Source organism: Streptomyces sp. LE64 (assembly GCF_052606915.1).
In genome coordinates this window covers 6,285,535-6,308,668 of the sequence record NZ_CP199708.1, presented here as the reverse complement: position 1 = coordinate 6,308,668, position 23,134 = coordinate 6,285,535, and the positions used below count along the sequence as shown (strand labels likewise).

General features: G+C 71.9%; 18 protein-coding genes. 6 read left to right on the top strand and 12 right to left on the bottom strand.

All coding sequences use genetic code 11. The features are described 5' to 3' along the window. The first annotated feature begins 19 nt into the window (after nucleotides 1-19). Nucleotides 20-1,990 (top strand): heavy metal translocating P-type ATPase, encoded by a 1,971-nt coding sequence (locus tag ACSMX9_RS28060; protein ID WP_445398174.1) that lies wholly within the window; start codon nucleotides 20-22, stop codon nucleotides 1,988-1,990. A 263-nt stretch (nucleotides 1,991-2,253) separates the two neighbouring features. Here ACSMX9_RS28060 and ACSMX9_RS28055 read toward each other — a convergent pair whose 3' ends face one another. Further along, nucleotides 2,254-2,520, bottom strand: coding sequence for a hypothetical protein (locus ACSMX9_RS28055; protein WP_445398172.1), 267 nt, complete (start codon nucleotides 2,518-2,520; stop codon nucleotides 2,254-2,256). 190 nt (nucleotides 2,521-2,710) lie between these two features. Here ACSMX9_RS28055 and ACSMX9_RS28050 point away from each other — a divergent pair, with 190 nt between their 5' ends. Both ACSMX9_RS28050 and ACSMX9_RS28045 read left to right on the top strand, forming a co-directional pair. Beyond that, complete coding sequence (locus tag ACSMX9_RS28050) at nucleotides 2,711-4,177, top strand: glycosyltransferase (RefSeq protein WP_445398170.1); 1,467 nt, start codon at nucleotides 2,711-2,713, stop codon at nucleotides 4,175-4,177. Between the two features lie 53 nt (nucleotides 4,178-4,230). Then, nucleotides 4,231-5,739 carry a DUF6056 family protein gene (locus ACSMX9_RS28045; RefSeq protein ID WP_445398168.1) on the top strand — a complete coding sequence of 503 codons (1,509 nt, stop codon included), beginning with the start codon at nucleotides 4,231-4,233 and terminating at the stop codon, nucleotides 5,737-5,739. 226 nt (nucleotides 5,740-5,965) lie between these two features. Here the strand turns inward: ACSMX9_RS28045 and ACSMX9_RS28040 are convergent, their stop codons facing one another. The 8 genes from ACSMX9_RS28040 to ACSMX9_RS28005 form a co-directional block, all read right to left on the bottom strand. Further along, a complete protein-coding gene (locus tag ACSMX9_RS28040; protein WP_445398166.1) occupies nucleotides 5,966-7,678 on the bottom strand; it encodes a methyltransferase in 1,713 nt (570 codons plus the stop codon). Nucleotides 7,679-8,007: 329 nt separating this feature from the next. Further along, entirely contained in the window at nucleotides 8,008-9,363 is a 1,356-nt protein-coding gene (locus tag ACSMX9_RS28035) for a sulfotransferase (RefSeq protein WP_445398164.1), read from the bottom strand. Next, a complete protein-coding gene (locus ACSMX9_RS28030) occupies nucleotides 9,360-11,354 on the bottom strand; it encodes a methyltransferase domain-containing protein (protein ID WP_445398162.1) in 1,995 nt (664 codons plus the stop codon). Before ACSMX9_RS28030 ends, ACSMX9_RS28035 begins: the two co-directional genes overlap by 4 nt. Then, on the bottom strand, nucleotides 11,347-11,820 hold the full coding sequence (locus tag ACSMX9_RS28025; protein ID WP_445398160.1) for a rubrerythrin family protein: 474 nt from the start codon (nucleotides 11,818-11,820) through the stop codon (nucleotides 11,347-11,349). The genes ACSMX9_RS28030 and ACSMX9_RS28025 overlap by 8 nt, the downstream gene beginning before the upstream one ends. Before the next feature lie 54 nt (nucleotides 11,821-11,874). Continuing rightward, nucleotides 11,875-12,621 carry a class I SAM-dependent methyltransferase gene (locus ACSMX9_RS28020; RefSeq protein ID WP_445398158.1) on the bottom strand — a complete coding sequence of 249 codons (747 nt, stop codon included), beginning with the start codon at nucleotides 12,619-12,621 and terminating at the stop codon, nucleotides 11,875-11,877. 12 nt (nucleotides 12,622-12,633) lie between these two features. Continuing rightward, entirely contained in the window at nucleotides 12,634-13,686 is a 1,053-nt protein-coding gene (locus ACSMX9_RS28015) for a sulfotransferase family protein (RefSeq protein WP_445398156.1), read from the bottom strand. Next, complete coding sequence (locus tag ACSMX9_RS28010) at nucleotides 13,683-15,359, bottom strand: B12-binding domain-containing radical SAM protein (protein ID WP_445398154.1); 1,677 nt, start codon at nucleotides 15,357-15,359, stop codon at nucleotides 13,683-13,685. The genes ACSMX9_RS28015 and ACSMX9_RS28010 overlap by 4 nt, the downstream gene beginning before the upstream one ends. Nucleotides 15,360-15,520: 161 nt before the next feature. Continuing rightward, nucleotides 15,521-16,459 carry a ParB/RepB/Spo0J family partition protein gene (locus tag ACSMX9_RS28005; protein WP_445398152.1) on the bottom strand — a complete coding sequence of 313 codons (939 nt, stop codon included), beginning with the start codon at nucleotides 16,457-16,459 and terminating at the stop codon, nucleotides 15,521-15,523. Between the two features lie 409 nt (nucleotides 16,460-16,868). Here ACSMX9_RS28005 and ACSMX9_RS28000 point away from each other — a divergent pair, with 409 nt between their 5' ends. Beyond that, complete coding sequence (locus ACSMX9_RS28000) at nucleotides 16,869-18,029, top strand: sulfatase (RefSeq protein ID WP_445398150.1); 1,161 nt, start codon at nucleotides 16,869-16,871, stop codon at nucleotides 18,027-18,029. A gap of 80 nt (nucleotides 18,030-18,109) precedes the next feature. Here the strand turns inward: ACSMX9_RS28000 and ACSMX9_RS27995 are convergent, their stop codons facing one another. From ACSMX9_RS27995 to ACSMX9_RS27985, 3 genes are all read right to left on the bottom strand, one after another. Then, the gene (locus tag ACSMX9_RS27995; protein WP_445398148.1) at nucleotides 18,110-19,114 is read right to left on the bottom strand and encodes a dimethylarginine dimethylaminohydrolase family protein; all 1,005 of its coding nucleotides are present in this window, start codon (nucleotides 19,112-19,114) and stop codon (nucleotides 18,110-18,112) included. A gap of 14 nt (nucleotides 19,115-19,128) precedes the next feature. Next, nucleotides 19,129-20,550 (bottom strand): sulfatase-like hydrolase/transferase, encoded by a 1,422-nt coding sequence (locus ACSMX9_RS27990; protein WP_445398146.1) that lies wholly within the window; start codon nucleotides 20,548-20,550, stop codon nucleotides 19,129-19,131. 131 nt (nucleotides 20,551-20,681) lie between these two features. Further along, nucleotides 20,682-21,134 carry a DUF6027 family protein gene (locus ACSMX9_RS27985; protein WP_351241649.1) on the bottom strand — a complete coding sequence of 151 codons (453 nt, stop codon included), beginning with the start codon at nucleotides 21,132-21,134 and terminating at the stop codon, nucleotides 20,682-20,684. 301 nt (nucleotides 21,135-21,435) lie between these two features. Here ACSMX9_RS27985 and ACSMX9_RS27980 point away from each other — a divergent pair, with 301 nt between their 5' ends. Continuing rightward, nucleotides 21,436-22,803 (top strand): MFS transporter, encoded by a 1,368-nt coding sequence (locus ACSMX9_RS27980; protein ID WP_445398144.1) that lies wholly within the window; start codon nucleotides 21,436-21,438, stop codon nucleotides 22,801-22,803. Next, the gene (locus ACSMX9_RS27975; protein ID WP_445398142.1) at nucleotides 22,739-23,107 is read left to right on the top strand and encodes a 6-pyruvoyl trahydropterin synthase family protein; all 369 of its coding nucleotides are present in this window, start codon (nucleotides 22,739-22,741) and stop codon (nucleotides 23,105-23,107) included. The genes ACSMX9_RS27980 and ACSMX9_RS27975 overlap by 65 nt, the downstream gene beginning before the upstream one ends. Nucleotides 23,108-23,134: the final 27 nt, after the last annotated feature.

The following is a 23,134-nucleotide window of genomic DNA, read 5'->3' as shown; positions in this document are numbered from 1 at the left end:
CGTGAAGGGTCGTCTCGCCATGTCTTCGGTCCTGGACCAGCAGCGGTCCGCGCCGCCCGCCGGCACCGGGCGTCCGGTACCGCCCCGGCGCCGTGCCTGCCTGTTCGCCCTGCCGGAAGTCCGCTGGGCGCTCGCGGCGCTCGTGCTGTTCCTGCTCGCCCTGCCGGTCTACCTGTGGGACGGCCCGGTGTGGCTGTGGGGGGTGCTGCTCGCCGCCACCTACGTCACAGGCGGCTGGGAGCCCGGATGGGCGGGGCTGAAGGCGCTCAAGGACAAGACCCTGGACGTCGATCTCCTGATGATCGTCGCGGCCCTGGGGGCCGCCGCGATCGGGCAGGTACTCGACGGCGCCCTGCTGATCGTCATCTTCGCCACCTCCGGCGCCCTGGAGGCCGTCGCCACCGCGCGGACCGCCGACTCCGTGCGCGGGCTGCTCGACCTCGCCCCGACCACGGCCACCCGGCTCCTGCCCGACGGCACCGAGGAGACGGTCGAGACCGGGCGGTTGTCGGTCGGGGACACGATCATGGTCCGGCCCGGCGGGCGCATCGGTGCGGACGGCGAGGTCGTCGACGGGGCCAGCGACGTCGACCAGGCCACCATCACCGGCGAACCGCTCCCCGTCGCCAAGCAGCCCGGGGATCAGGTGTTCGCCGGCACCGTCAACGGCACCGGCGCTCTCCGGGTGCGCGTCGAGCGCGACCCCTCGGACTCGACGATCGCCCGGATCGTGAAGATGGTCGGGGAAGCCTCCGAGACCAAGGCCCCCACCCAGTTGTTCATCGAGAAGATCGAGCAGCGCTACTCGATCGGCATGGTGATCGCGACCGTCGCTGTCTTCGGCGTTCCGCTCGCCTTCGGGGACACCCTCTCCGCAGCGCTGTTGCGGGCGATGACCTTCATGATCGTGGCCTCGCCGTGCGCGGTGGTGCTCTCCACCATGCCGCCGCTGCTGTCCTCGATCGCCAACGCCGGCCGGCGCGGCGTGCTCGTCAAGTCCGCCGTCGTCATGGAACGCCTCGGGGGGATCGACACCGTCGCCCTGGACAAGACCGGCACCCTCACCGAAGGCACCCCCCGCGTCACCGACCTGCGCCCGCTGCCCGGCAGCGGCCTGGGCGAGGACGCGCTCCTGGCCCTGGCGGCCTCGGCCGAGCACCCCAGCGAGCACCCGCTCGCCCGTGCCGTCGTCACCGCCGCCCGCGAACGCGGTCTGCCCCTGGACGACGCCGAGGACTTCACCTCCGCACCCGGTCAGGGCGTCACCGCCACCGTCGACGGCCGGACCGTCTCGGTCGGAGCCCCGGCCCGGCTACTGGACGGCGATGCCCCTCGGGCGGTCGTGGCCGAGTTGGAAGAGGCCGGACGCACCGCGGTCGTCGTCATGCGCGACCAGGAGCCGGTGGGCGTGCTCGGGATCGCGGACCGGTTGCGGCCGGACGCGGCGGCCACCGTCGCCGCCCTCGCCCGCCTGACCGGCCGCCTCCCCGTCCTGCTGACCGGCGACAACGAACGCGCCGCGAAGCACCTGGCCGCCGAGGTCGGCATCACCGACGTCCGTGCCCACCTGCTGCCCCAGGACAAGGTCGCTGCGGTCAAGGAGTGGGAAGCCCAGGGACGCAAGGTCCTGGTCGTCGGCGACGGCGTCAACGACGCCCCCGCCCTGGGCGCCGCGCACTCCGGCATCGCGATGGGCAAGGCCGGCTCCGACCTCGCCCTGGAGACCGCCGACGCCGTCGTCGTCCGCGACGAACTGACCGCCGTCCCCTCGATCGTTCAGCTCTCCCGCACCGCACGCCGCCTGGTCATCCAGAACCTGGCCGTCGCCGGCACGTTCATCGCCGTCCTGGTCGCCTGGGACCTGATCGGGACCCTGCCCCTGCCCCTGGGCGTCGCCGGCCACGAAGGCTCCACGGTCATCGTCGGCCTCAACGGCCTGCGCCTGCTGCGCGAGGCCGCCTGGCCCCGGCTCGCCGAGGGCACCGCGTGAGCATACGCACCCGCCGGGCCGCCCCCGGCCCGGCAGACGAGCGCGCCCAGGCACGCTCGTGGGACCGCGGTCGCCGGCATGGTCGGGCGTGGGAACCATGCGGCGGGACGGCTCCCCCCTTCGTCCGCCGCGCCAAGCCCTGGCGGTTCGAAGGCCGTCCCGCGAGCGTGTGACCGCACGGTGGTCACGGGTCCGCACCTGACCGCCCGGAGGCGGCTCCTCCGCGCGGGACCCCTGCCGTCCCGTGAAGCCGGCCCCCTCCATCATGATCGGGGCCGATTCCCGGTCGAACGTCTTGGTGCGGCCGGTGTAGTGGTTCTGGGTGTGGCCCGCGCCGTGGTGACGTCCTCGGTGTCGCCGTCGTTGTAGGACGGGCCGTTGCCGCCGACCGCATTGACCACCTGCTGCCCCTGTGCGTTGGGGTTCACGGTGACCAGCGCGAAGTCGTAGGGCAAGGGCCCGCCGTCCAGCCAGTGGTCGAAGGTGCGGAAGTACTTGGCGACGAAGGCTCCGGGGACCGGGCGCCGCACGCCGGCGTTCACTCGCGCAGGCCCGTGGAACGGCCGACTCCCCGGGGGAGTGATATCCATCGGATAGGCCCTACGGATCACCGGGGACGGACGCCTCGTCGCCCGACGGGGACGGTTCCGTCCCGGCCGCTCCGTAGGAGCTCGACCGCTTCCCCCCATCCGACGAGGGGGGCTCCTCGGAAGGTTGGCGATGGCCGGTCGGTACGCCGCGGAGGGCTCGTCTCCGGTGGCCGCTCCGCGCGTTTCCGTGGTGGTGCCCTGTTTCAACGAGTCCGAGGTGATCGAGAGCTTCCACACCGCCCTGCTCTCCGCCGTCGAACCCACCCGGGAGTCGTTCGAGGTCTGCTACGTGGACGACGGCAGCAGCGACGGCACCCGGTCCCTGCTGCGGGCGATCGCCACCACCGACCCGCGGGTGCGCTACACGGCCTTCAGCCGGAACTTCGGCAAGGAGGCGGCCCTGCTCGCCGGTCTGCGCATGGCGAGGGGGAGGGCGGTCGTCATGATGGACGCCGACCTCCAGCACCCTCCGGAACTCCTCCCGCGGATGTTCGCGCTGCACCGGCAGGGCTTCGACCAGGTGGTGGCCCAACGCGACCGCGTGGGCGAGGGCCGGGTGCGGTCCACGCTCAGCCACGCCTACTACCGGCTGGTGCGGCACTGCATGGACGTCGACGTGGTCGACGGGTCGGGGGACTTCCGGCTGCTGTCGCGCAGGGCGGTGGAGAGCGTGCTGTCGCTGCCCGAGAGCAACCGCTTCTCCAAGGGCATCTTCTCCTGGATCGGCTTCGACACCGTCCACTTCACCTACCACAACTGCGAGCGGGCCGCGGGGACGTCGAAGTGGGGCAGCAGACGACTGCTCAACTACGGCATCGACGGACTGATCTCCTTCAACAGCCGGCCGCTGCGCCTGGCCATCCACACCGGCCTCTGGGTCGTCCTCTGTGCCGTCGCCTTCGCCCTGTGGACCGTGGCGAAGGTCGCCCTGTACGGGGCTTCGGTCCCCGGCTACGCCACCTTGTTGACGGTGGTCGTCGCCCTCAGCGGCATCCAGTTGGTGACGCTCGGCATCATCGGCGAGTACGTGGGGCGCATCTACCACGAGGCCAAGAAGCGCCCGCACTACGTGGTGCGCGAGACCGAGGCCACCGCGGTCCCACCGGCCGGGGAACCACCCACGGGGCCGGTCGGCGCGGGCCCCGGGGTCCCGGTACGGGCGCACCGGGCGGTACGCCAGTTCCTGACCTTCGTGACGATCGGCTTCGTCAACACCGCCGTCTACTTGATGGTGTACGTGTCGTTGAACCCGTGGGTCCCCTACGTGGCGGCCCATGTGCTCGGGTACGTGGTCAGCGTGGTGGGATCGTTCCTCCTCAACACCTACCTCACCCTTCGCACCAGACCGACCTGGCAGGCGTTCGTCCGCTATCCGCTGTCGAGCGTCGCCGGCCTGGTGGCGGCCGGCGGGCTGCTCTACCTCGCCGTCGACCACCTGGGCATGGACGAGAACCTCGCCGCGCTGGCCGCAGGGGTCCTCGTCACCCCGTTGTCCTTCCTGCTCGCCCGTTGGGCCATCACCTCGGGGGCCCGGGCATCGCGGGAACGGGGCCGGGACGGCGTCGGACGGACGGTGGACGAGTCGGATCCCGTCTGACGGCCCACCACCGGATACCGACGCAGGAGAATCGACGGAAGGCGGCACGACCCATGGTCGTCGACGGGCCCGGAACGGCCGATCCGCAGCGGTCGGCGAGGACGACCGGGGAACCGCGCCGGCAGCGGGGCGCACCGTCCCCCCGGCCGTGGAGGGAGCACTGGGCCGCCATCTGCTCCCTGGTGCCCCTGGGGCTGCTCGCCGCCGCCATGTGGTTCGGACGCTGGGTGCGACCCAGCGGCGACGACTGGTGCTTCCTGCCAGTGGTGCGCGACGGCGGCCTCGTCGCCATGCTCGACAAGTTCTACGTCCACGACAACGGACGGGTGGCGAACGCCCTGCTCGTCTGGGCCTACGCACGGTTCGGCGTTCCCGGACACCAGTGGTTCGCCCTGGTCAGCGGGGTGGTGGTGCTCGGCGTGCTGTGGGCTCTGGTCCTCGCGGCGGTGCGCCGGGCCGGGGCGACCGTCCCGCCGGGGGTGCCGCTGCTGGTGGCGTCCATGGTGACGGTCCTGTTCCTGTTCGCCTCCCCCAACACCTACAAGACGTTCTACTGGCCCGCGGCCTCCGTCTCGCACACCCTCGCCCCCGTCCTGGCCGCCGCCGCGGTGATCCCGCTGCTCCGAGCGCGGACGCGGGCCGCGGAGGTCGTCTCCCTCGTCGTCGTCCTCCTGGTCGGCGTCTTCGTCGGCACCCTCTCGGAGGAGACCACCGTCGCCGCCCTGGTCCTGCTGGTCGGGGTGTTGCTGCTCAGCCGCTGGATCGTCCCGCTCCCCCGGCGGCGCCACGTGCGGATCTGGTGCCTCACGGGAACCGCCGGAGCGGTGATCGGCAGCCTCGTGCTCGCCACGTCACCGGGCTCCCGCAACCGACGTGACGGACGCGACGCGGGACTGGCGTCCATGCTCGGGCCGGAATCCCTGCGCGGAGCCGCCAAGAGCTTCGCGCACATCCTGGAGGCGCTCCTCACCAGTTGGCCGTACCTGGGAGCGGTGGCGGCCGGAATCCTGTTGGGTGCGCTCGCCACCCGACCCGGCGGTGGCACCACGCCGCCGGTGAAGCACCTGCTGCTGGTGGGCGCCGGCTTCCTGGCCTTCCTGGTCTCCGGCTACCTGTGCACCCTCGCCGCCTATCCGGTCTTCGGCCCCGGAGTGGTGGCGTCCACCCGTCTGTGGAACGACTTCCTGTTCGTGTACATCGGGCTGCTCCTCGGCGCCGGCGTGCTCCTCGGGCACCATCTGCGCCGGCGCATGCACAGCACCGTGGTGCCCGCGGTGGCCGGCACCGCCGTCTGCGGCCTGGTGTGCCTGTCCCTCGCGCTCTCCCTCGCCCCGTTGGAGGACACCATGCGGGTGCGGGCCCGCCAATGGGACCGCCAAGACCAGTGGCTCCGTGCCGGGGCAGCGGGCGGAGCCCGGGAACTCCCCTACCGACCGACCTCGATCAGCAAGATGACGGAACCCTTCGGCCGCGGCGGTCAGCGCACCTGGCCCAGCGGCTGCGTGGCGAGGTACTACCACCTGGAGCGGATCACCCACACCCGGACCTTCCCCTGGCAGTGACGCCGCGCGACATCACCCGGCCCACGCGCGAAGGGCGGGCCTCCCCGGGACGGCGGTGGCGTCGACGGAGGAAGCACGGGCGCGGCTGAATCCTCGTTTCGTCCGGCATGCCCCCGACTCCGAAGGGTCCAGCAGGGTCTGGCGACGCCGGGGTCGGGGCCCGCGCCGCACTCGCTGCCGGCCCCGCCCCGCACGGACCGTCCGGGCGACGGTGTGGGCCAGGTGCTCACGGGGTGGGAGGCGGCCCGGCCCGCCCGGTGGCCTTGCGGGCGTGCAGCACGCTGGCGCCCAGGGGCAGCGGCGAGTGGCCGAGGAGTCGGAGTCCGGCCTCTTCGAGCAAGCGCGCGTAGTGGTCGGCGCGGCGTTCGCGTCCGCCGACGTTGCACATCATGTGGAGGTCCCAGGCCGTCGCCAGGGAGGGCGAGCCGTCGGTCGGCAGCAGGCGCTCGACGACGAGCAGGTCGGCGTGGTCGGGCATCGCGCGGGCGCAGTGGCGCAGGATCTGCCGGCAGCGCTCGTCGTCCCAGTCGTGCAGGACGCGGGAGAGGAGGTAGACGTCCTGGCCCGGAGGCACGTCCGCGAAGTCGCCCGCCCGGTAGTCACAGCGCGCGCCGACTCCGCGGGCGTCGAGCCGGCGACGGGCGGCTTCGACGACGTGCGGACGTTCCAGCAGGACGCCGCGCAGGCCCGGGTGGGCGGTGAGGAGGCGGCCGAGGAGGTCACCGGTGCCCCCCGCGACGTCGACGACGCTCCGGGGACCGGGGCCCGCGGCAGCGGCGAGGAGGACCGGATGCGCGGGGAGCGGTTCGAACATGGGGGAACCCGCGGCCATGGACCGGTCGAAGAGCTCGGCCAGTTCGGGGTCCCGTGCGAAGTGGTCGAAGTGGTTCTCGCCGAAGTGCTCCTCGAAGCCGGTCCGTCCGGTGCGCACGGCGTGGGGGAGGTGGGCGAACGACTGGTAGAACGGGCCGCCGTACAGCAGCGCCAGCGCCCGCATCGAACCGGGGGTTCCCTCACGCAGCAGCGTGCCGAGTTCGGTGAGCCGGAATCCGTCCGGTTCCTCCGTCGTGACGCCCAGCATGGCGAGGTAGCGCAGCAGCGTCGCGAGGCTCGACGGGCGGGCGTCCACCGTTCCCGCGAGTGCGGTGACGCGGGTGGGGGTGCGGGTGTCGAGGGCCTCGGGCAGGCGGAGTCGGGCGCAGGTCGCCAGGGCCTGGGTCGTCCAGGCGCCGGTCAGCAGGCGCAGGAGTGCTTCCGCCGGCTGGTGTGCCCGGTGGTGGCCGAGGTGGGCGGCGAGCACGTCCTGGTGGTCCCCGGCCGCGTGGAGCTCCATGCGCCGGTAGCCGGCGTTCGCCTCGGCGGGGGCGGTGAAGTAGAACACCGTGCCGTCCTCGTGCGGGTTGTACCCGCCGCCGTCGGGTACCGCGCCATGCCGTGCGAGGCTCGCGCACAGGCCGCGCAGGACCACGGGGTCCGGTCGCTCGACCTCGAAGGCCAGGTGGGCCTCGTGTTCCCGGGCCCGCTCCCGTGCGGCGATACCGGCCAGTTCGGAGCCCGGTGGGACGGTCAGCGCGAACACCTCGACCGTCCGGTGGTCGCCGTCGGTGCCCCGCACGGCGGGACGGAAGATCCACACGTCGAGTTCCCCGACCGCACGCCGGTATCGGGCGGCCAGCCGTTCGCGGACGACGACGCTGGGCCGGGGCGGTGCGGCGGCGGTCAGCCCGCACGCGCCCAACTCCTCGTGGAGCGCCTTCAGGTCCGGCGGGAAGACCAGCAGCGCGGCGTGCGCGAAGCGGCAGCGGTCCACCAGTGCACGCAGCTCCGGGCCGTCGAGACCGGGCAGGAGCAGCGGGAGCAGGGCGTCGGTGCTCCGGACCCTGACGAAGTCGGCCGCAGCCCGCAAGCGGGACGCGTCCTCGGGAGCGTTCGTCGTCATCGCGGAGCCGTCCCCGTCCCCTTCGGTGCCGGAGGACGCCGGCTTCTCCCGCCGGGCGGGGCGGAACGGCCCGGGTGCGCGGCGGGCGAGGCCGTCGCGGCGGACCGGGCGGGGTGCCCGTGCGGCTGGCCCTCCGCCTGGTGCGCGGCCACCGGGTGCCCGTGGCGGAGTGCCGTGGAGTGCTGACTTTCCCTCACACATGCGGATCGTATGCACGGAGGAAATCCACGGGTCTTCGAGGATCGAGAATCACCCGATCGAGCGGACGGCGCGGAGAACGGCCACCGGCCCCGCCGTCACCGTCGGTTCCTCCCCCGACCTGCGTGCCGTCAGATCCACTCCGTCTCGTCGGTGTAGCCGAGGCGGTCGGCCAGGGCCCGGTCCGCGGGGCCGACCGCGGCCGAGATCCGGGCGGCCCGGGCGCGCCACCGGCCCGCGCGGGGCTCGGCGGTCGCGACCACCGGCCCGATCCCCTCGTGGGCGGCCCGCCGGAACGCGCCTTCGAAGGGGACGCCGAGCCAGTCGGCCAGGCGCTCGAAGCAGTCGATGCGTCCGGCCGCTCCGCCGATCAGGTCCTCGAAGCGCAGGGTCAGCCGCTCGACCTCGCCTCCGGCGAGTTCGTCGAGCACCGCCTGATGGGCGCTGCGCCACTGGAAGGCGCAGACGTCGAGCAGCGGTGCGCTGGTGAACTCCTGCCAGCCGGGGGCCAGGTCGAACTTCCACCACCACCGGTTGTCCGGCGCCCGTTCCACGTATCCGCCGATGCCGAGCGGTCTGGTCATGCGGTGGGCGTGGAATCCGTGGTGCAGCCACCCGTCCCAGAGTCCGTTGACGGCGGCGGCGGGGTTGCGGGTGAGGTGGACGACGCGGAACCGTGCGTGCGGGAAGAGCGCCCGGAGGAAGCCGAACCGGTAGGCGTTGCTCGGGGTCTTGACCACCAGCGGCTTGGTCCGGGCGTCCTGCGGACTCGCCGGACACCAGGGGCGGGGCAGGATGAACGGGGGCTCCTCGACGAGGAACCCGCCGGGTGGGCCGGCCGGGCCGGGACCCGGCACCTCGGGGCGGACCAGCCCGCGCGGCAGGTCGTAGTAGCCGGGCTCGACCGGCAGGCCCCGGTCCGCCAACTCGGCGAAGAACGCCGGGAAGAAGCGGTGGGCGTCGAAGGGCGGGTCCTGGGGCCCGCGCAGGCCGGCGCGCTGGGCGGCCAGTACGCGTTCGGCGGTCTCCGCCACGCGCCCCGGTTCCACCGGCAGTTCGGGCCACTGCATGACGAGCCGGGCGGCCAGGTCCGCCGCGTACCGCCGGTCGTCGACGGCGTGGGCGGGGTCTGCGGCGGATCCGATGTCGTGCGCGAGTTCGGTGTCGAGGACCTCCCGCAGGGCCGGGTCAAGCCCGGCCAGGTGCTCGGCGTCGAGCCGGTCGCAGTCCCCGCTGTCGGGGTGTGCCAGGCCCGTGATGCGCAGGAACGGGTTGATCTCGCCCTGGAGGTGCAGCAGGTCCCTCGACGCGCGCAGCGTCTCCGCGACCATGCTGGAGCCGCCGCGCGAGCTGGAGGCCAGCACCACGACGTCCCGTATCTCGCCCGTCAGGTCCGCCGTCGCCCGGGGGCACAGCCCCCGGGCGACGGCCAGCCGCTCGGTCAGGTCGGGTCGCAACCCCGTGGCGGCGGGCGCGTGCAGGGTCATCCGAGGTCACCGGGCTTCTTGAGCGAGTAGACGCACCAGCGCCACTGGTCGCGGATCGATCCGTCGGGGAGCACTTCGAAGGGGTGGATCTCGCGGACCTCCTTGGGCGCCTGGTGGAACAGGCGCTGGATCTCCCGGCGGTGGGACGGTGAGGTCTCGTGGGTGTCGATCCACCGGTCGATGGACTCCCACAGCAGGTACTCCTCCATCACCAGGTCGCCGAACCCGGCGCCCAGCAACAGCTCCCTGAACTCCCGCTCGCTGAACATCTGGTGCAGCAGGGGCTGTTTCTTCTTGAAGACCCGGTACATCCAGTAGGCGTCCTCGTCGGCGTACGGGACGATCTGGCCGACGATGAACTGCCCGCCGGGTCGCAGCACCCGGAAGATCTCGGAGAGCGGTCGCTCCGGCCGGGGCAGCAGGTGCAGCACCTCCCGGGTGACCACCAGGTCGAAGCTGGCGTCCGGGTAGGGCAGGTCGTAGACCGTGCCCTGGTCGACCCGGTCCAGCCGGGTGGAGGCGAGCTCCACCATCTCCGGCGTGAGGTCGAGTCCGATGCTCTCGCCGACCCTGCCCCGGAAGGCCCCGCCGACGACCCCGCTGCCGCAGCACACGTCGAGCATCCTGGCGTCCTTCGGCACGTCGCACAGGGCGGCGTGCCGGGCCAGCAGCCCGTCGTCGGTGAGCCAGGTGCAGGAGTCGTGCCAGTCGCGCGAGCGGGTCCCGAACTGCCGTTGGTAGACGCCGTAGTCGATGGCCAGTTCGCGCTGCTGGAACCGGCTCGTGCGGCTGGCCGTGCGCGCCGCCGTCCTGGCCCTGGTCGCGTCGAGGGCGCGGGTCACGATGCGTCTGCCGAGTTCGTCGTCGGTCGCCAGCAACCGGCCGAACTCGCGCTCGACGGCCTCCCGGACGAGCCGACCCACCTCGGGGCTCTGGAGGCGCTTCTTCGTCTGGCCGTCGAACTTGGGGTCGGCCATGCGCAGGGAGACGATCGAGGTGAGCCCTTCGAGGATGTCGACCGTGGTGATCCGCTCGACGCAGGCGTCGAGCAGCCCCCGGTCGCCGGCGTACCGGTTCACGGCGTTCGCAAGCGCCGTGCGCAGTGCGTCCACGTGCGCGCCGCCCTGTTCGGTGCGGACGCCGTTGACGAAGCCGCGGATCTCCTCCGCGTACCCTTCCGTCCACTGGAAGGCGAGTTCGAAGCCGAGCCGGCCGTCTCCCCCGGTGACGATCACCGGTTCGGGGTGCACGGCGACGGCGTCCCGGTTGTGGTGGTGCAGGAAGGCGCGGATGCCGCCGTCGAAGCGGAGGTCCACCCGTTCGCCGCTGACCTCGTCGGAGAAGTGGACGGCGAGGCCGGGGTGGAGGAAGGCGACCTCCTCCAGCCGGGTGGTGATCGTCCGTGCCGAGAACCGGGCGGCGCCGAAGATCTCTGGATCGGGCAGGAAGGTGACCGCGGTGCCGCGCCGGCCGTCGTACCCGCCCTCGGGTGCCGCGGAGGCCAGGTCGGCGTCCGGCTCGCCCCGGGAGAACTCCTGCCAGTGGTGGGCGCCCCCGCGCCAGACGTCCAGTCGCAGCCGTGCGGAGAGCGCGTTGACGCAGGACAGGCCGACGCCGTGCAGGCCCGCCGAGTGCGTGTAGGTGGTGCCGGTGAACTTGCCGCCCGCGTGGAGCGTGGTCAGCACCACCTCGGAGGCGGGGCGTCCGGACTCCGGGTGCGGGTCCACCGGGATGCCCCGGCCGTCGTCGTGGACCGAACAGCTGCCGTCCGCCTGGAGGCTGACCGTGACCGCGGTGCAGTGCCCGGCCTCCGCCTCGTCGACGGCGTTGTCGAGCACCTCGTAGAGGAGGTGGTGCAGACCGTCCGCAGCGGTCGATCCGATGTACATCGAGGGCGTGCGCCGGACGGCCTGGAGGCCCGTGAACACCACGATGGACGAGGCGTCGTAGGCGGTCGCCGGCTCGGCCGTCAGCACCGGTCGGTCAGTCATCGGCACCTCCGTCGGTGGCCAGGGCCCCCGGGGACGGGGGGACGAGGGGTTGGTCCAGGGCGGTCAGCAGGGCGTCGAGCTTGGCGAGGTGGGCTCGTTTGAGGCTCGCCAGGGTGGTGAGCCAGCTGGCCACGTCGGCGTGGCCCTCCTCGTGGGCGTGGGCCGTGAGCCCGGGGTAGACCTCGTTCGCCTCGTGCAGCGCTTCGGCCGCGGACGAGGCGAGGTTGAGGCGAGTGCCCCCGACCGTGCCGCGGGTGTGCGGGTCGGCGACGTCCCGGAGGGCGTCGATGTGCCCGTGGGCGACGCACGCGACGCTCTCCGCGAGATCGGTGAAGAGCCGGGCGATCTCGCCGTGGCCCTCGATCTCGGCGACCTGGGCGAAGTAGGTGTAGCGCTGCACGGATGCCGCCTCGGCGGCGAACACCGACCGCAGGTCGCCGGTGAGGCCCTCACCCAGCTGTGGCATGTGACTCCTCGGTGTCCGAAGGGGTGTGCCCCGCGTCGGCGGGGAGGGGACGGGTCACGGCTTCCGTCCCGCGGCGGCGACGAACAGCATCTGGTCCACGAAGCCGCCGTCCGTCTCCTTGACCGCGTGCAGCGACAGGAAGTCAGCCGAGGCGTTGCGGTAGACCTCGCGGATCGCCTCCCGGCGGGACTCCTCGATGGCCCCGTTGTCGGACCAGACGTCGACGTCCTCGGCCGAGACGAACCGGTGCAGCTCCACCTCCTCGCACCCGGCGGCCCGCAGCAGGGCCTCCAGGTCCTGCGGCAGGAAGAAGTGCCGTCGGACGGGGTTGCGCAGCCTGAGCACCTCGAAGTACTCCGCCCGGTCCGCGGTGCCGTACGCGCACAGGTTGACCAGGACGATCCGACCGCCCGGCCGGAGCACCCTGACCATTTCGGCCGCGGCGTCGGGCAGCGTCATGAACTGCACGCCCTGCCGGCACACGACCACGTCGAAGGAGTCGTCGGGGAAGGGCAGCGACTCGGCGGGGGCGATGACCAGCCGGTCGAGGTGGGGCCGCGCCCGGTCGGCCATCTCGGGGGTGATGTCGACGCCGGTCACCTCGGCGACCCGGCCGCCGAACAGGCGGGAGACCAGACCGGTTCCGCAGGCGACGTCCAGCACCCGGTGCTCGGGGCGGGGTCGGGTGAGTTCGATGACGAGACGGCCGAGTTCCGCGTCGGTGCACCAGGAACTGGACCGGTCGTACGTGGCGGACCGCGCGGCGAAGTGGCCGGTCACGTCCTCTTGGCTGGTGGTCACGGGCAATCCGTTTCATGTCGTGGGGACGGACGCCCTCGCGGTCGGCTCCGTCCGGCGGGCGAGGGACTTCAGCCGCAGCCACCGGACGTAGGCGTCCCGGGCGAGCCGCAGGCGGTGGTTCTCGTCCTGCCGCATCGAGCGGTACTCGACGCGGGAGCGCAGGAGGGCCGACCGGAGGACGACCGACGACGGGGAGGGGTCCGGTGCGTAGGGGGAGCGCGGGTCGACCGGGTACCCCAGCCGTTCCTTGAGCGGCGCCGTCACCTTGTCCACGAGCAGCCGTTCCCGGGGCGACAGCCCGGTCCGGTGGGCTCCGACCCGGCCCGTTCCGATGGGGTCGCCGGCCCGTCGCCAGGACTCGGAGAGGCTCGCGGTCCGCCGGGCCGCGGGCGAGGTGTGGTGGGCGAGCATCGCGGGTTCGAACCCCTCCCCCAGGAAGGCGCACAGCGTGCGCAGTTCCTCCTCGGGGCGCGCCACCAGGTCCTCGTAGCGCAACCGGTGCACCGCGTCCGGGCCCCGGTGGACGAGGGCGGCCAGGGCCCGTTCCTGCTCGGCCCGCCACAGCCGGGCCATCCGGTAGGGGTGGCAGGGGCCGAAGACCGCCCGCTTGGCCGAACTGGCCACGTCCTGCGGGTCCCTGACCAGCCAGACGAACCGGGCGTCGGGGAACACCCTCGCCACCTCGTCGACGTGCTCCACCATGAAGGTGCTCTTGCACCCCCAGCGCGCCTTTCCCTCGGCCGTCCGGTACTGGTCGTACACGGCGGCGACCACCTCGAAGAGCGAGGGTCCCGCGGTGGCGACCACCCGCTCGGCGTCGATGGGGTGGGGCCACGGGTGGATGTGCCGGGCGAGCAGCCCCAAGGCGTCGTCGACGAGTGCGCGACGGTTGTGCTCGACCGTGAGGTCTCCGTACGAGGCGGCCAGGGGCTCCAGGAACCGCATGAAGTGCGGGGGGTGCGGCACCGTGATCCGCGAGTGGGCGTTCAGGATCAGGCGCAGCAGGTTGGAGCCGGACCGTTCCGTACCGATGATGAAGATCGGCGCCTCGGGGCCAGGACTCATGCAGCGCCCTCGGGCGCCTGCTCCGCCATGCGTTTGGCTCCGCAGTCCATGAGGCTGCTGCCGGCGGCGGCGACCTCGGGACTTGCGCACTTGTCCAGGGTGAACCGGTCGGAGTTCGGGACCAGCGGGCCGGCCGCGGAACTCCATGCGGTGCGCCACCGGGACCCGGCGTAGGAGGTGGAGCGCATCTGGCCGTCGTCGGACTGGGGGTGGAAGTACTGGAAGTTCTCCGGGTAGTGCCGGAAGTCCATCACCGGGCCCGGTTGGTAGGCGTCGTAGATCCGCTTGTAGGCGTCCCGGCACACCTGCTCGGGCAGGCCGCTGACGTTGAGGAACTCGTCCTCGTGGAGGGCCTGTTCGACGGACAGCCAGTTCAGGTGGTCTATCTCGGAGCGGATCGCCTTCGAGGCGACGGCCTGCTGGTAGACGGTGGTGCCGGGCATCGCCGAGAGGTACTTCACCCGGGTGACGTGGTTGTACGTCTCGGCGAACTCCACCATGTGGCCGAGGGACTCCTCGCTCTCGTTGGGCAGCCCCACGATCAGCAGCGAGCCGAACCGGACGCCGGCGTCGAAGGTGGTGTTCATGGCGCGGATGGTCAGGTTCTCGCTGCTGCCCTTCCTCGCCTCGCGCAGCACGTCCTTGCCCAGCGACTCGACGCCGTACAGGACGATGTCGCACCCGGAGTCGCGCATGGCGTTGATCCTCGGCACGTCCATGTCCGCGCACCGGGTCAGGCAGGTCCACCGGATGTCGTGGTCCTTGATGACGTCGCAGATCTCCAGGGTCTGCCCGCGGTGCGAGCTGAAGGTGAGATCGACGAAGAAGCTGAAGTCGATGTTGTACTGGCTCTTCAACCAGGCCATGTCGCGGTCCATCTTCTCCGGTGACTTGGCCCTGACCTGGGGCGTGGTGCGGTAGCAGAAGGAGCAGTCCATCTTGCAGCCGCGGCTGTACGAGGAGATGATCTGCGGCTGGAGGCCCATCGGGCTCTGTGCCTGTGGCCACAGGTCCAGTCGCATGCGGGGCAGCGCGTCCAGGTCCATCATCTGGCCGCGGGCGGGGGTGCGTTTCGCCTTGCCCTCCGGGTCCGTGTAGCAGATGCCCTTGATCTTCGGCAGGTCCAGGTCCCAGCGGCCGGCGGCGTAGCTCTCCATCAGCTCCAGGATGGTGAGTTCGCCCTCGCTGATCACCGCGACGTCGCACGCGGTCTCCGCCATGAAGATGTGCGGGACCGAGGTGACCAGCGAGCCGCCGCAGATGATCGGGACGTCCGGCTCGGCCTCCTTGACCTTCGCCATGAGTTCGCGGCAGAAGGGGAAGTTGTCCTCGAAGGTGCACACCCCCAGCACGTCGGTCTGCCCGACGATCTGCTCGTACGCCGTTGTGATCGGGTCCAGGTCGTAGCGGACGTCGACGATGCGGACCGGGTAGCCGGCGTTGTGCAGGACCGTCGATATGTAGGTGGCTCCCTCGTACGGGGAGGTGAGGAAGAACTCCCAGCCGCGGGGCATGGTGAAGGGCGAGGGGCCGACCAGCAGGGTGAAGCGGGGCAGGGACGGGTCGGTGGCGACCGGCGTGCTGTCCTGCTCACGCATCTGGTTGATGTACCGCTGATCAACCGACTCGTCCGCGTTCACGTAGAGTTCCAACGCCAGGGATTTGCGCGCCATCAACAATCCCCCTCGGGATCAACACATCAGGCAGGCTTCTCCTGCCACTCGTTGTGATTCGCGCACCGGAACGTCAGGCAGCGGAGGTCGGCGCGCAATGTTTTCCACCATGGCATAGGCCGCAGGGGCCGTAAAGGACCCGCCCCGCGCACCTGATACGGCTAAAGCGGGTCACCGATCCGGCTGCGTAGCCGTACGGCAAACTCGTGCCAAGTCCTGGCGAATTCCAACGCCAACGCGGCGACGGCATCGACCCGGTGCGGCGGAACGTTGTCGATCAGCTTGGTCACATTCTCCTTGTCCAAGGTCTGCGCACCCAGAAGGCGGAGCAGCAGACGGCCGGTGCCGGAGAACCTCAGGGACGGGTCCTGCCGCAACTTCCGCAGGGTCGCGTCCCGGTCTGGATGGGGGGTCAGGTTCCCGAGCGGGCAGGGGCCCGCCGGGCGGTAGGGGGTCGCGTGCCCGGCGCGACCCCCGCCGGTACACCCCTGGCGACCGTGGGCGGGTACCGGGTCCCGGCCGCTGCGCAGCCGCTCCCGCACGTCGTGGGCGGTGCCCAGGGAGATGCCGGCGGCCTTGGCGACGTCACGCAGGGAGGTGTCCGGGTCCTCCTCGATGAGTCGGGCGGCTCGCCGGCGTCCGTCCCCGGAGTCCACCGGGCGGACCCGGCCGTCCCTGCCGACTCGGGCGTTCAACTGCGGACCGTCGGGGTTTGTACGCCGGCGGACGGCCGCTACCGTCTTCGGGGAGAGCCCGGCGAAGGAGGCGATCGACCGGTCCGACAGGTGCGGACTGTGCGTCACGATGCGTTCGGCGGCGGCGGTGCGGTCCGCGAGGCTGAGCGGCAGTCCGTGGGCGACGTTGGCGCTGACGGCGAGGATGAACGCATCGGTGTCGCCGCCGTCGAAGAAGCGGGCCGGGATGGCGGGTTCCCCCCGCAGGACCGCGACCCGCAGCCGGTGCATCCCGTCTATGACCCGCATGGTCTGGCGATGGACGAGAATGGGCGGTAATTCGGCGTCCGAGGTGAGGAGCAACTCGATGTGCTCGCGGCTTTCGCCCCCGAGACGGGGGGAATCGGCCTCGACAAGGGTACTCACCGGAATCAGGTGAACGTCCTCCTGCTGCTCAAGGGACCGCTTTTCACCACTCACCACAAGATCTCCAGACTCTAGATTTCGCAGGAATGCTTCGTCCACCTCCGAGCAATCACCGGGATCCGCCGCAGCAGGGAAGCGCGGGGTGGACGGAACGAGGAACGTGGCGTACGGAATCGGTGCCTGTACGTCAGTGCGAGCCGGGTGCGTCAGATGAGCTGACATGCTGGAAGGCGCAACCATCAGCTTCCTATCATCTCCTTGTTCTGTCCACCATCCCGACCGCGAGCCAATTCCTCCGCACGCCGTTTTCATTTCCGCCGCGACCGTCCCCGCGCCGCGGCCGCCTCCCTCCCCGGCGGCGGGGCGGTGCCGACCACCGCACGGCCGTCCGTCGGCCGGGAAGGAAGCCATGCGCAACGTGCTGCTCGTCTCCCTGGACACCGTGCGTGCCGATGTCGCCTACTCCGGGAAGATGGCCGGAATCGAGGCCCTGCGGGCCCGCGGGGTGACGTTCCGGCAGGCGATCTCCTCGTCCCCGCTCACCCCGATCAGTCACGCCAGCGTGTTCACCGGCCGGCAGCCCGCCGGACACGGCATCCGCCACCTGTTGCGCGAGCGCCTCGCCCCCGGCGTCACCACGCTCGCGGAGCGGCTGCGCGCGGCCGGCTACGCCACCGGCGCCGTGGTCTCCTGCCCGGGGCTGAACCGCTGGTACGGCCTGGACCGGGGGTTCGACTTCTACGACGACGAGATACCGCGGCTTCCCGACGGCACCGACCCGCTGACGGTCTCGGACGTGAAGATGCGCGGACTGGCGCTCAAGCGGGCACCGTTGGTCGCCGAGCGCGCCGCGGACTGGGTGGCCTCCCGGTCCCGGGAGCAGCGGCCGTTCTTCCTCTTCGCGCACTTCTTCGACGCCCACTGGCCCTACGAGCCGCCGGAGGACGTGGGTGCGGACGTCGCCAACCCCTACGAGGGCGAGGTGGCCTACAGCGACCACTACCTGCAACGGCTCCTCTCCCGGATCGAGGAGTCGGGGCACCCCCTCGACGAGACCCTGGTGGTGCTCTTCTCCGACCACGGCGAGGACCTGGCCGGCTGGTACCCCAACGACCACTCGGGGGAGCTCGGCCACCCCTACGAGGAGGGCCACGGCTGCCTGTTGTTCGACACCACGCAGCACGTGCCCCTGGTGGTGTGCGGCCCCGGGCTCCCCGCGGGCAGCGAAGTGACCGGTCAGGTGCGGCTGGTGGACATCGCCCCCACCGTGCTCGACCTGCTCGGGCTGCCCGGCGTCGAGGCGGACGGCGCCTCCCTGGTCGAGCACCTCACCACCGGGGCGGGGACGTCGCGGCCGGCCTACTGCGAGACGTACTACCCGGAGGAGCGGCGCCGGTCGGGCGAGTACCCGGACCTGCTGCCCCTCAAGGCGGTGCGGCTCAGCCCGGACGGGGACCGGCGGAAGGTGATCTGGCAGGTCGGCGGGGAGGCGGTCGAGGTGTACGACCTCCTCGCCGATCCCCACGAACTGCGGGGCCGACCGCTGGTGGACGGGTCCGGCGCGGGCTGAGCGGACCGGCCCGACGCCCTCCGCGTCCGGTGCGGCCGGGCGTGGCCGGCCGGCGGGTCGGGGCCGGGCCGGGGCCGCCGTCATCGGTTCCCGGCGCCTGCGGTGCCCTCGGTGGTCCCTTCGTCGTCCGTGGCCCGGTGCAGGATGCCGGTGAGGCAGCCGAGGGCGCCGGCCGCCTTCACGTACTCGCCGACCTCGGCCTCCGCCACCTCGATGCCCGCCGCCTCCAGCCGGCGACGGGTGTGCGGACACCCGGCGGGCATCAGCACCCGACCCGGGGCGAGCGTCACCAGGTTCAGGCTCCTGCGCTGCACGACCTCCTCGTCGGGTCCGAACTCCAGCACCTCGTACCCCCGGGCCCTCAGGACCTCGCCCAACCGGTCGCCGGCCGCGGGCGCGTAGACCAGTGCCCGCCGGTGGTCGACCGGGACGAAGGCTCCCAGCAGGTGCTGGACGCCGGGTCCCAGGGGTACGGGCACCACCTCGGCCCCCTGTTCGCGCAGCACCTCCCGGACCGCGCGCACCCCGGCCCCGTTGGTGCGGAAGCCCGAACCCACCAGCAGGGTGCGGTCGTCGGCCCAGAGGGCGTCGGCGCCTTCGAAGGTGGCCCCGCCCCGGACCGTGTGCAGGATCGGGATGCCGGCCTCGGCCAGGACGACCGCGGCGTACCGCTCCTCCCCCGCGCGTTGCGCCGAAGCCGTGCGGCCGAGCACCGCCCCCTCCGGCGTGACGAGGAAGAGGTCGCGCTGGAAGACCGCGTTGGGTGGGCAGTGCGCCGGCGGCTCCGCGAGCCGCACCGCCACGCCGTGCGCCCGGTAGGTCGCGACCAGGGCGTCCGTCTGGGCCCGCAGGCGGCCGAGGTCGACCGCGGCGTCCATCAGGTGGGCCTGCGGATCGGTGACCGCGGCGAAGCTCTCCGGAGGCCGGGCGAGCGACACCGCGCGCAGGGGGGCCACTTCGGAGCGGTAGCCGCACCGGGACCAGATCCGGCCGGCCGTGACCTCGGTCCGGTGGTCGTGCCCGCGGGGCACCCATCCGCGGCCGCCGAGGGTGCTGGGCGGCTCGCGCCGCGCAGGGGCGTCCATCGTCTCCCTCCCGCTCACACCGAATAGCCGAGGGAGCGCAGTTGGGCGCGCATCTCCTCGGTGAAGGGCACCTGTTCCGGTTCGCGCAGCGCGCTGCGGTAGTCCTCCAGCATGGCGAGCAGGTCGGCGCCGTCGTCCCGGGCGTCCGGGTGGGGCACCCGGGAGCCGTCGAACCGCTCCACCCAGGTGTGGTCCTGCCGCGCCGCCCGCTGGAACGCCTCGGAGTAGTGCCGGACCATCCGGACCACCCTCCGGTCGCCGAGGTAGGCGGCGTGTCCGACCAGGAAGTGGCGCAACGGCTGCGGCGTGCCCCCGCTCAACTGTTCCTCCTGGAAGGCGATGAAGTCGTTGAGTTCGGCGTTGTAGGACTCGGCGAGGGCGGGGGCGTCGCCGCCGAGGGTCTCCTCGCCCCGGACCACGCCGGCCCGTGAGGTGCCGTCGAAGACGCCGGTGGCGGGGGCGGGGACGCCCGCCAGTTCCAGGACCGTGGGGGCGATGTCGACGGTGCGGATGCGTCGTTCGTGCGTTCCCGGTACCACTCCGTCGCCGAAGACGATCAGCGGGACCCGCAGCACCCCCTCGGACATCGAGTTGAAGTGGCCGTTGGTCTGGTCGTCGAACTCCTCGCCGTGGTCGGCGAAGAGCACCAGCAGCATGCGCTTCCCGGTGTCGGCGACCCGCTCGCGCAGACGTTCCAGGAAGGAGGTGAGACGGGTGGCCAGGAAGTGCTCGACCCCGTCCAGGTAGAGCTGGAAGAGCCGGTCGTACTGCTTCTCGGCGTGCAGATGGGTGGCCGCGCGCTTGTAGCGCATCAACAGGTCGGTGTCCTCGGGGCCGCGGTGGCTCTCCACCAGCCGGTCCACGAAGGGCAGCGAAGGGGGCGTGTCCGCTTCCAGCTCGGCGACCTTCTCCCGGTACGCGTCCCCGCCCAGGGCCAGGTTGTGGAAGCCGTAGGGAAGGTGCACCGACCCGAAGTGGGCGCAGGCCAGGGTGGACGGGGCGCCGGCCACCGCCTCGATGAAGGCGTCGTCGTCCTCGACGAGATAGGTGTCGACGTCCCGGGTGAAGCCGAGTTCGGGACCGAGGATGATGGGGAAGTCCACCTTCATCACCGTGCGACGGCCGGCCCGGCGGCCGTAGGTGAACACCGAGGGTGCGCGCAGGGTGCCGTTGTAGAATTCGTGCAGCCCGTTGTGCAGCGGATACTGGCCAGTGAAGATGGCGCCGTGCGAGGCGGCCGTGTACGGCGCGGCGCTGATGACGTTGGGGAAGTAGGCCCCTTGACGGGCGAGGTCGTCCAGGAGCGCCGTTCGTACGGCGTGGGCGCCGGGGTACTTGTGGGGCCAGAGCGGATGCGGGTGGACGGACAGCGCGTCGCTGCGCAGCGTGTCGATCGAGATGAGGACGACATGGTCGTAGTGGCTGGAATCGTGCACGATGGCCTCCGCCTCCAGTAGGGGTCTCCGCTCGTGCAGGGGCGTCGAGCGGTCCCGCGTCCGCCGCGGGACGGGCGCCGTTCAACCGGGGAGAGGGCCCGGTCGAACATCGGTTCCGGGCGCGGTCGGGCTCAGTCGGGCCCTCGCCGGTCCTGCTCCCGGTCCTCCGCCTGCGGCGGGTAGACGGTCGGGTCGTCCAGGGGCAGCTTGAGCCAGGCCAGCATCTGTCGGAGCTGGTGATAGGCGCGCAACCGCTGCTCGTCGCTGTCCGCGCGTTCCGCCTCCGCCACCGGGGCCCACAGCCGGTGCACCATCACCGGTCCCAGTTCCAGGAGTCCGCCGCTGCCTCCGGTGGCCCATTTCGCCAGCACGTACCGGGCGATCGCGCCGATCGGGAGGGACAGGTTGCGGGACATGCCCCGCACCGTCTCCAGGGGGTCGAGGAGCCCGTATCCCACCACGTCGGACTTGAAGTTGGCGTGCGGGTCGTCCGCGTCCCAGGTCCCCTTCCAGCGGCGGAGGCGGATGACGTCGTGCCCGTCCGGGTCCGTCCACACGTCGCCCGTGGGCTGTTCGTCCGCCACCCTGGAGCTCCCTTCCGGATTCCGTCAGGAAGCACGAGTTCTACGCTCAACCAGCAGGGTGCGCAAGGCACTTCGGTTCCGCTCGGGTGCTTGCTGGACAAAGGGATCCGAGGCCGGTAGACCAGAAAGAACGTGGCTCCGCCCGCTGGTCGCCCCGCCGACCGCCTCGCGCTCCTCCCCGCTCCCACCACGGCCTCGGCACGCCCTCCCCGCGTTTCGCCTCCCGACAGATTGGACAGGGCGCAGTGAGCATTCCCCCGCCGCGTCGCGCACCACGGCACCCCGTGCCCGGACGGTGCGCGTGACGTCCACCCGGGAGGCACCCGCGGGCGTCGGCGGACCGCGCGGGGCGATGACCCGGCGGGTGCTCGTTGCCAGCACCATCGGCAGCGTCATCGAGTGGTACGACTTCTACCTCTACTCCACCGCCTCGGTGCTGCTGTTGGGACCGCTGTTCTTTCCCGAGCAGTCCTCGACGGCGGCCACCCTCGCCGGCTTCGCGACCTACGCCGCGGGGTTCGTGGCCAGGCCCCTGGGGGGCGTGGTCATCGGCCACTTCGGGGACCGGATCGGCCGCAAGTCGATGCTGGTGCTGACCTTGATGATCATGGGGGTGGCCACCTTGCTGGTGGGGGTGCTCCCCACCTACGAACAGGCGGGCGTCTGGGCACCGGCCATGCTCGTCACCCTCCGGGTGATGCAGGGCATCGGGATCGGCGGGGAGTGGGGCGGCGGGGTGCTCATGACCACCGAGTACGCTCCGGCCCACCGGCGCGGGCTGTACAGCAGTTTCGCGGCGGCCGGGTTCCCACTCGGCCTGGCCGGTAGCACGGCGATGGTCGCGCTGGTCACCCGACTGCCCGAGGAGGACCTGTTCTCCTGGGGCTGGCGACTGCCCTTCCTCGCCTCGGGCCTGCTCGTGGTCGTCGGCGTGTTCGTGCGGCGCGGAGTGGCCGAGAGCCCCGAGTTCCTGCGGGACCGACGGGACGGTCCGGCGCCCCGGGTGCCGCTCGTCGAGGTGGTGCGGGAACGACCCGGCGCGGTGGCGCGGGGGGCGCTCGCCTCACTGGGCCTGGCGATGGTCGTCAGCGCCTTCTCGGTGTACCTGCCGGCCCACGCCGCAGCCCGGGGGGCCGATCGGGACCAGTTGCTCACCGGTCTGATCGTCGGCGCGCTGGTGGAGGCCGCCCTGCTGCCGGTGTTCGGTGCGCTGTCCGACCGGTTCGGCCGTCGGCGGATCATCGTCCTCGGCTACGCGCTGTGCGCCCTGGTGGCGCTTCCGGCGCCGCTCTGGCTGACTTCGGGCAGCACGCCGCTGGTCGTGCTCACCTTCACGCTGGCCATGGGCGTCGGTCACGCGGCCGTGTACGGGGGCATCGCGGCCTTCTTGGTGGAGCGGTTCCCGACCCGGCACCGCTACTCCGCACTGGCCGTCACCTACCAGCTCGGGGCGACCGTGGCCAGCTTCGGGCCGCTGGTCGCGGGTGCGCTCGCCAGCCCGGAGCGCACGGCCTCGCCCGGAACCTCGATCCTGCTCGGCACGCTCACGGTTGCCGGCCTCGCCGTGCTCACCACCCGGGTGCACGGCGCGAAAGGGAGTGACCATGCTGTCCATCACGAAGGAATTCCACTTCTCCGCGAGCCATCGGCTGGACCACCTGACCGCTGACCACCCCTGTTCGAGGATGCACGGGCACAACTACGTCCTGATGGTGGAACTGTCCTTGCCCTCCTCGCAGTTGTCCCGGTCCGGTTTCGTCCGCGACTACGGTGACCTCGACGTGCTCAAGAAGTGGATCGACGAACTCCTGGACCACCGCCATCTCAACGACGTCATGACGGACCGCAACCCCTCGGCCGAGAACATCGCGATGTGGGTCTACGAGAACTGGCGGGAGGAGATCCCCGAGATGACCGCGGTCCGGGTCTCGGAGACGCCCAAGACCTGGGCCACCTACCGGCCCTCCGGCTGAGCGCGCGGTCCACCGGGACCTCGCAGA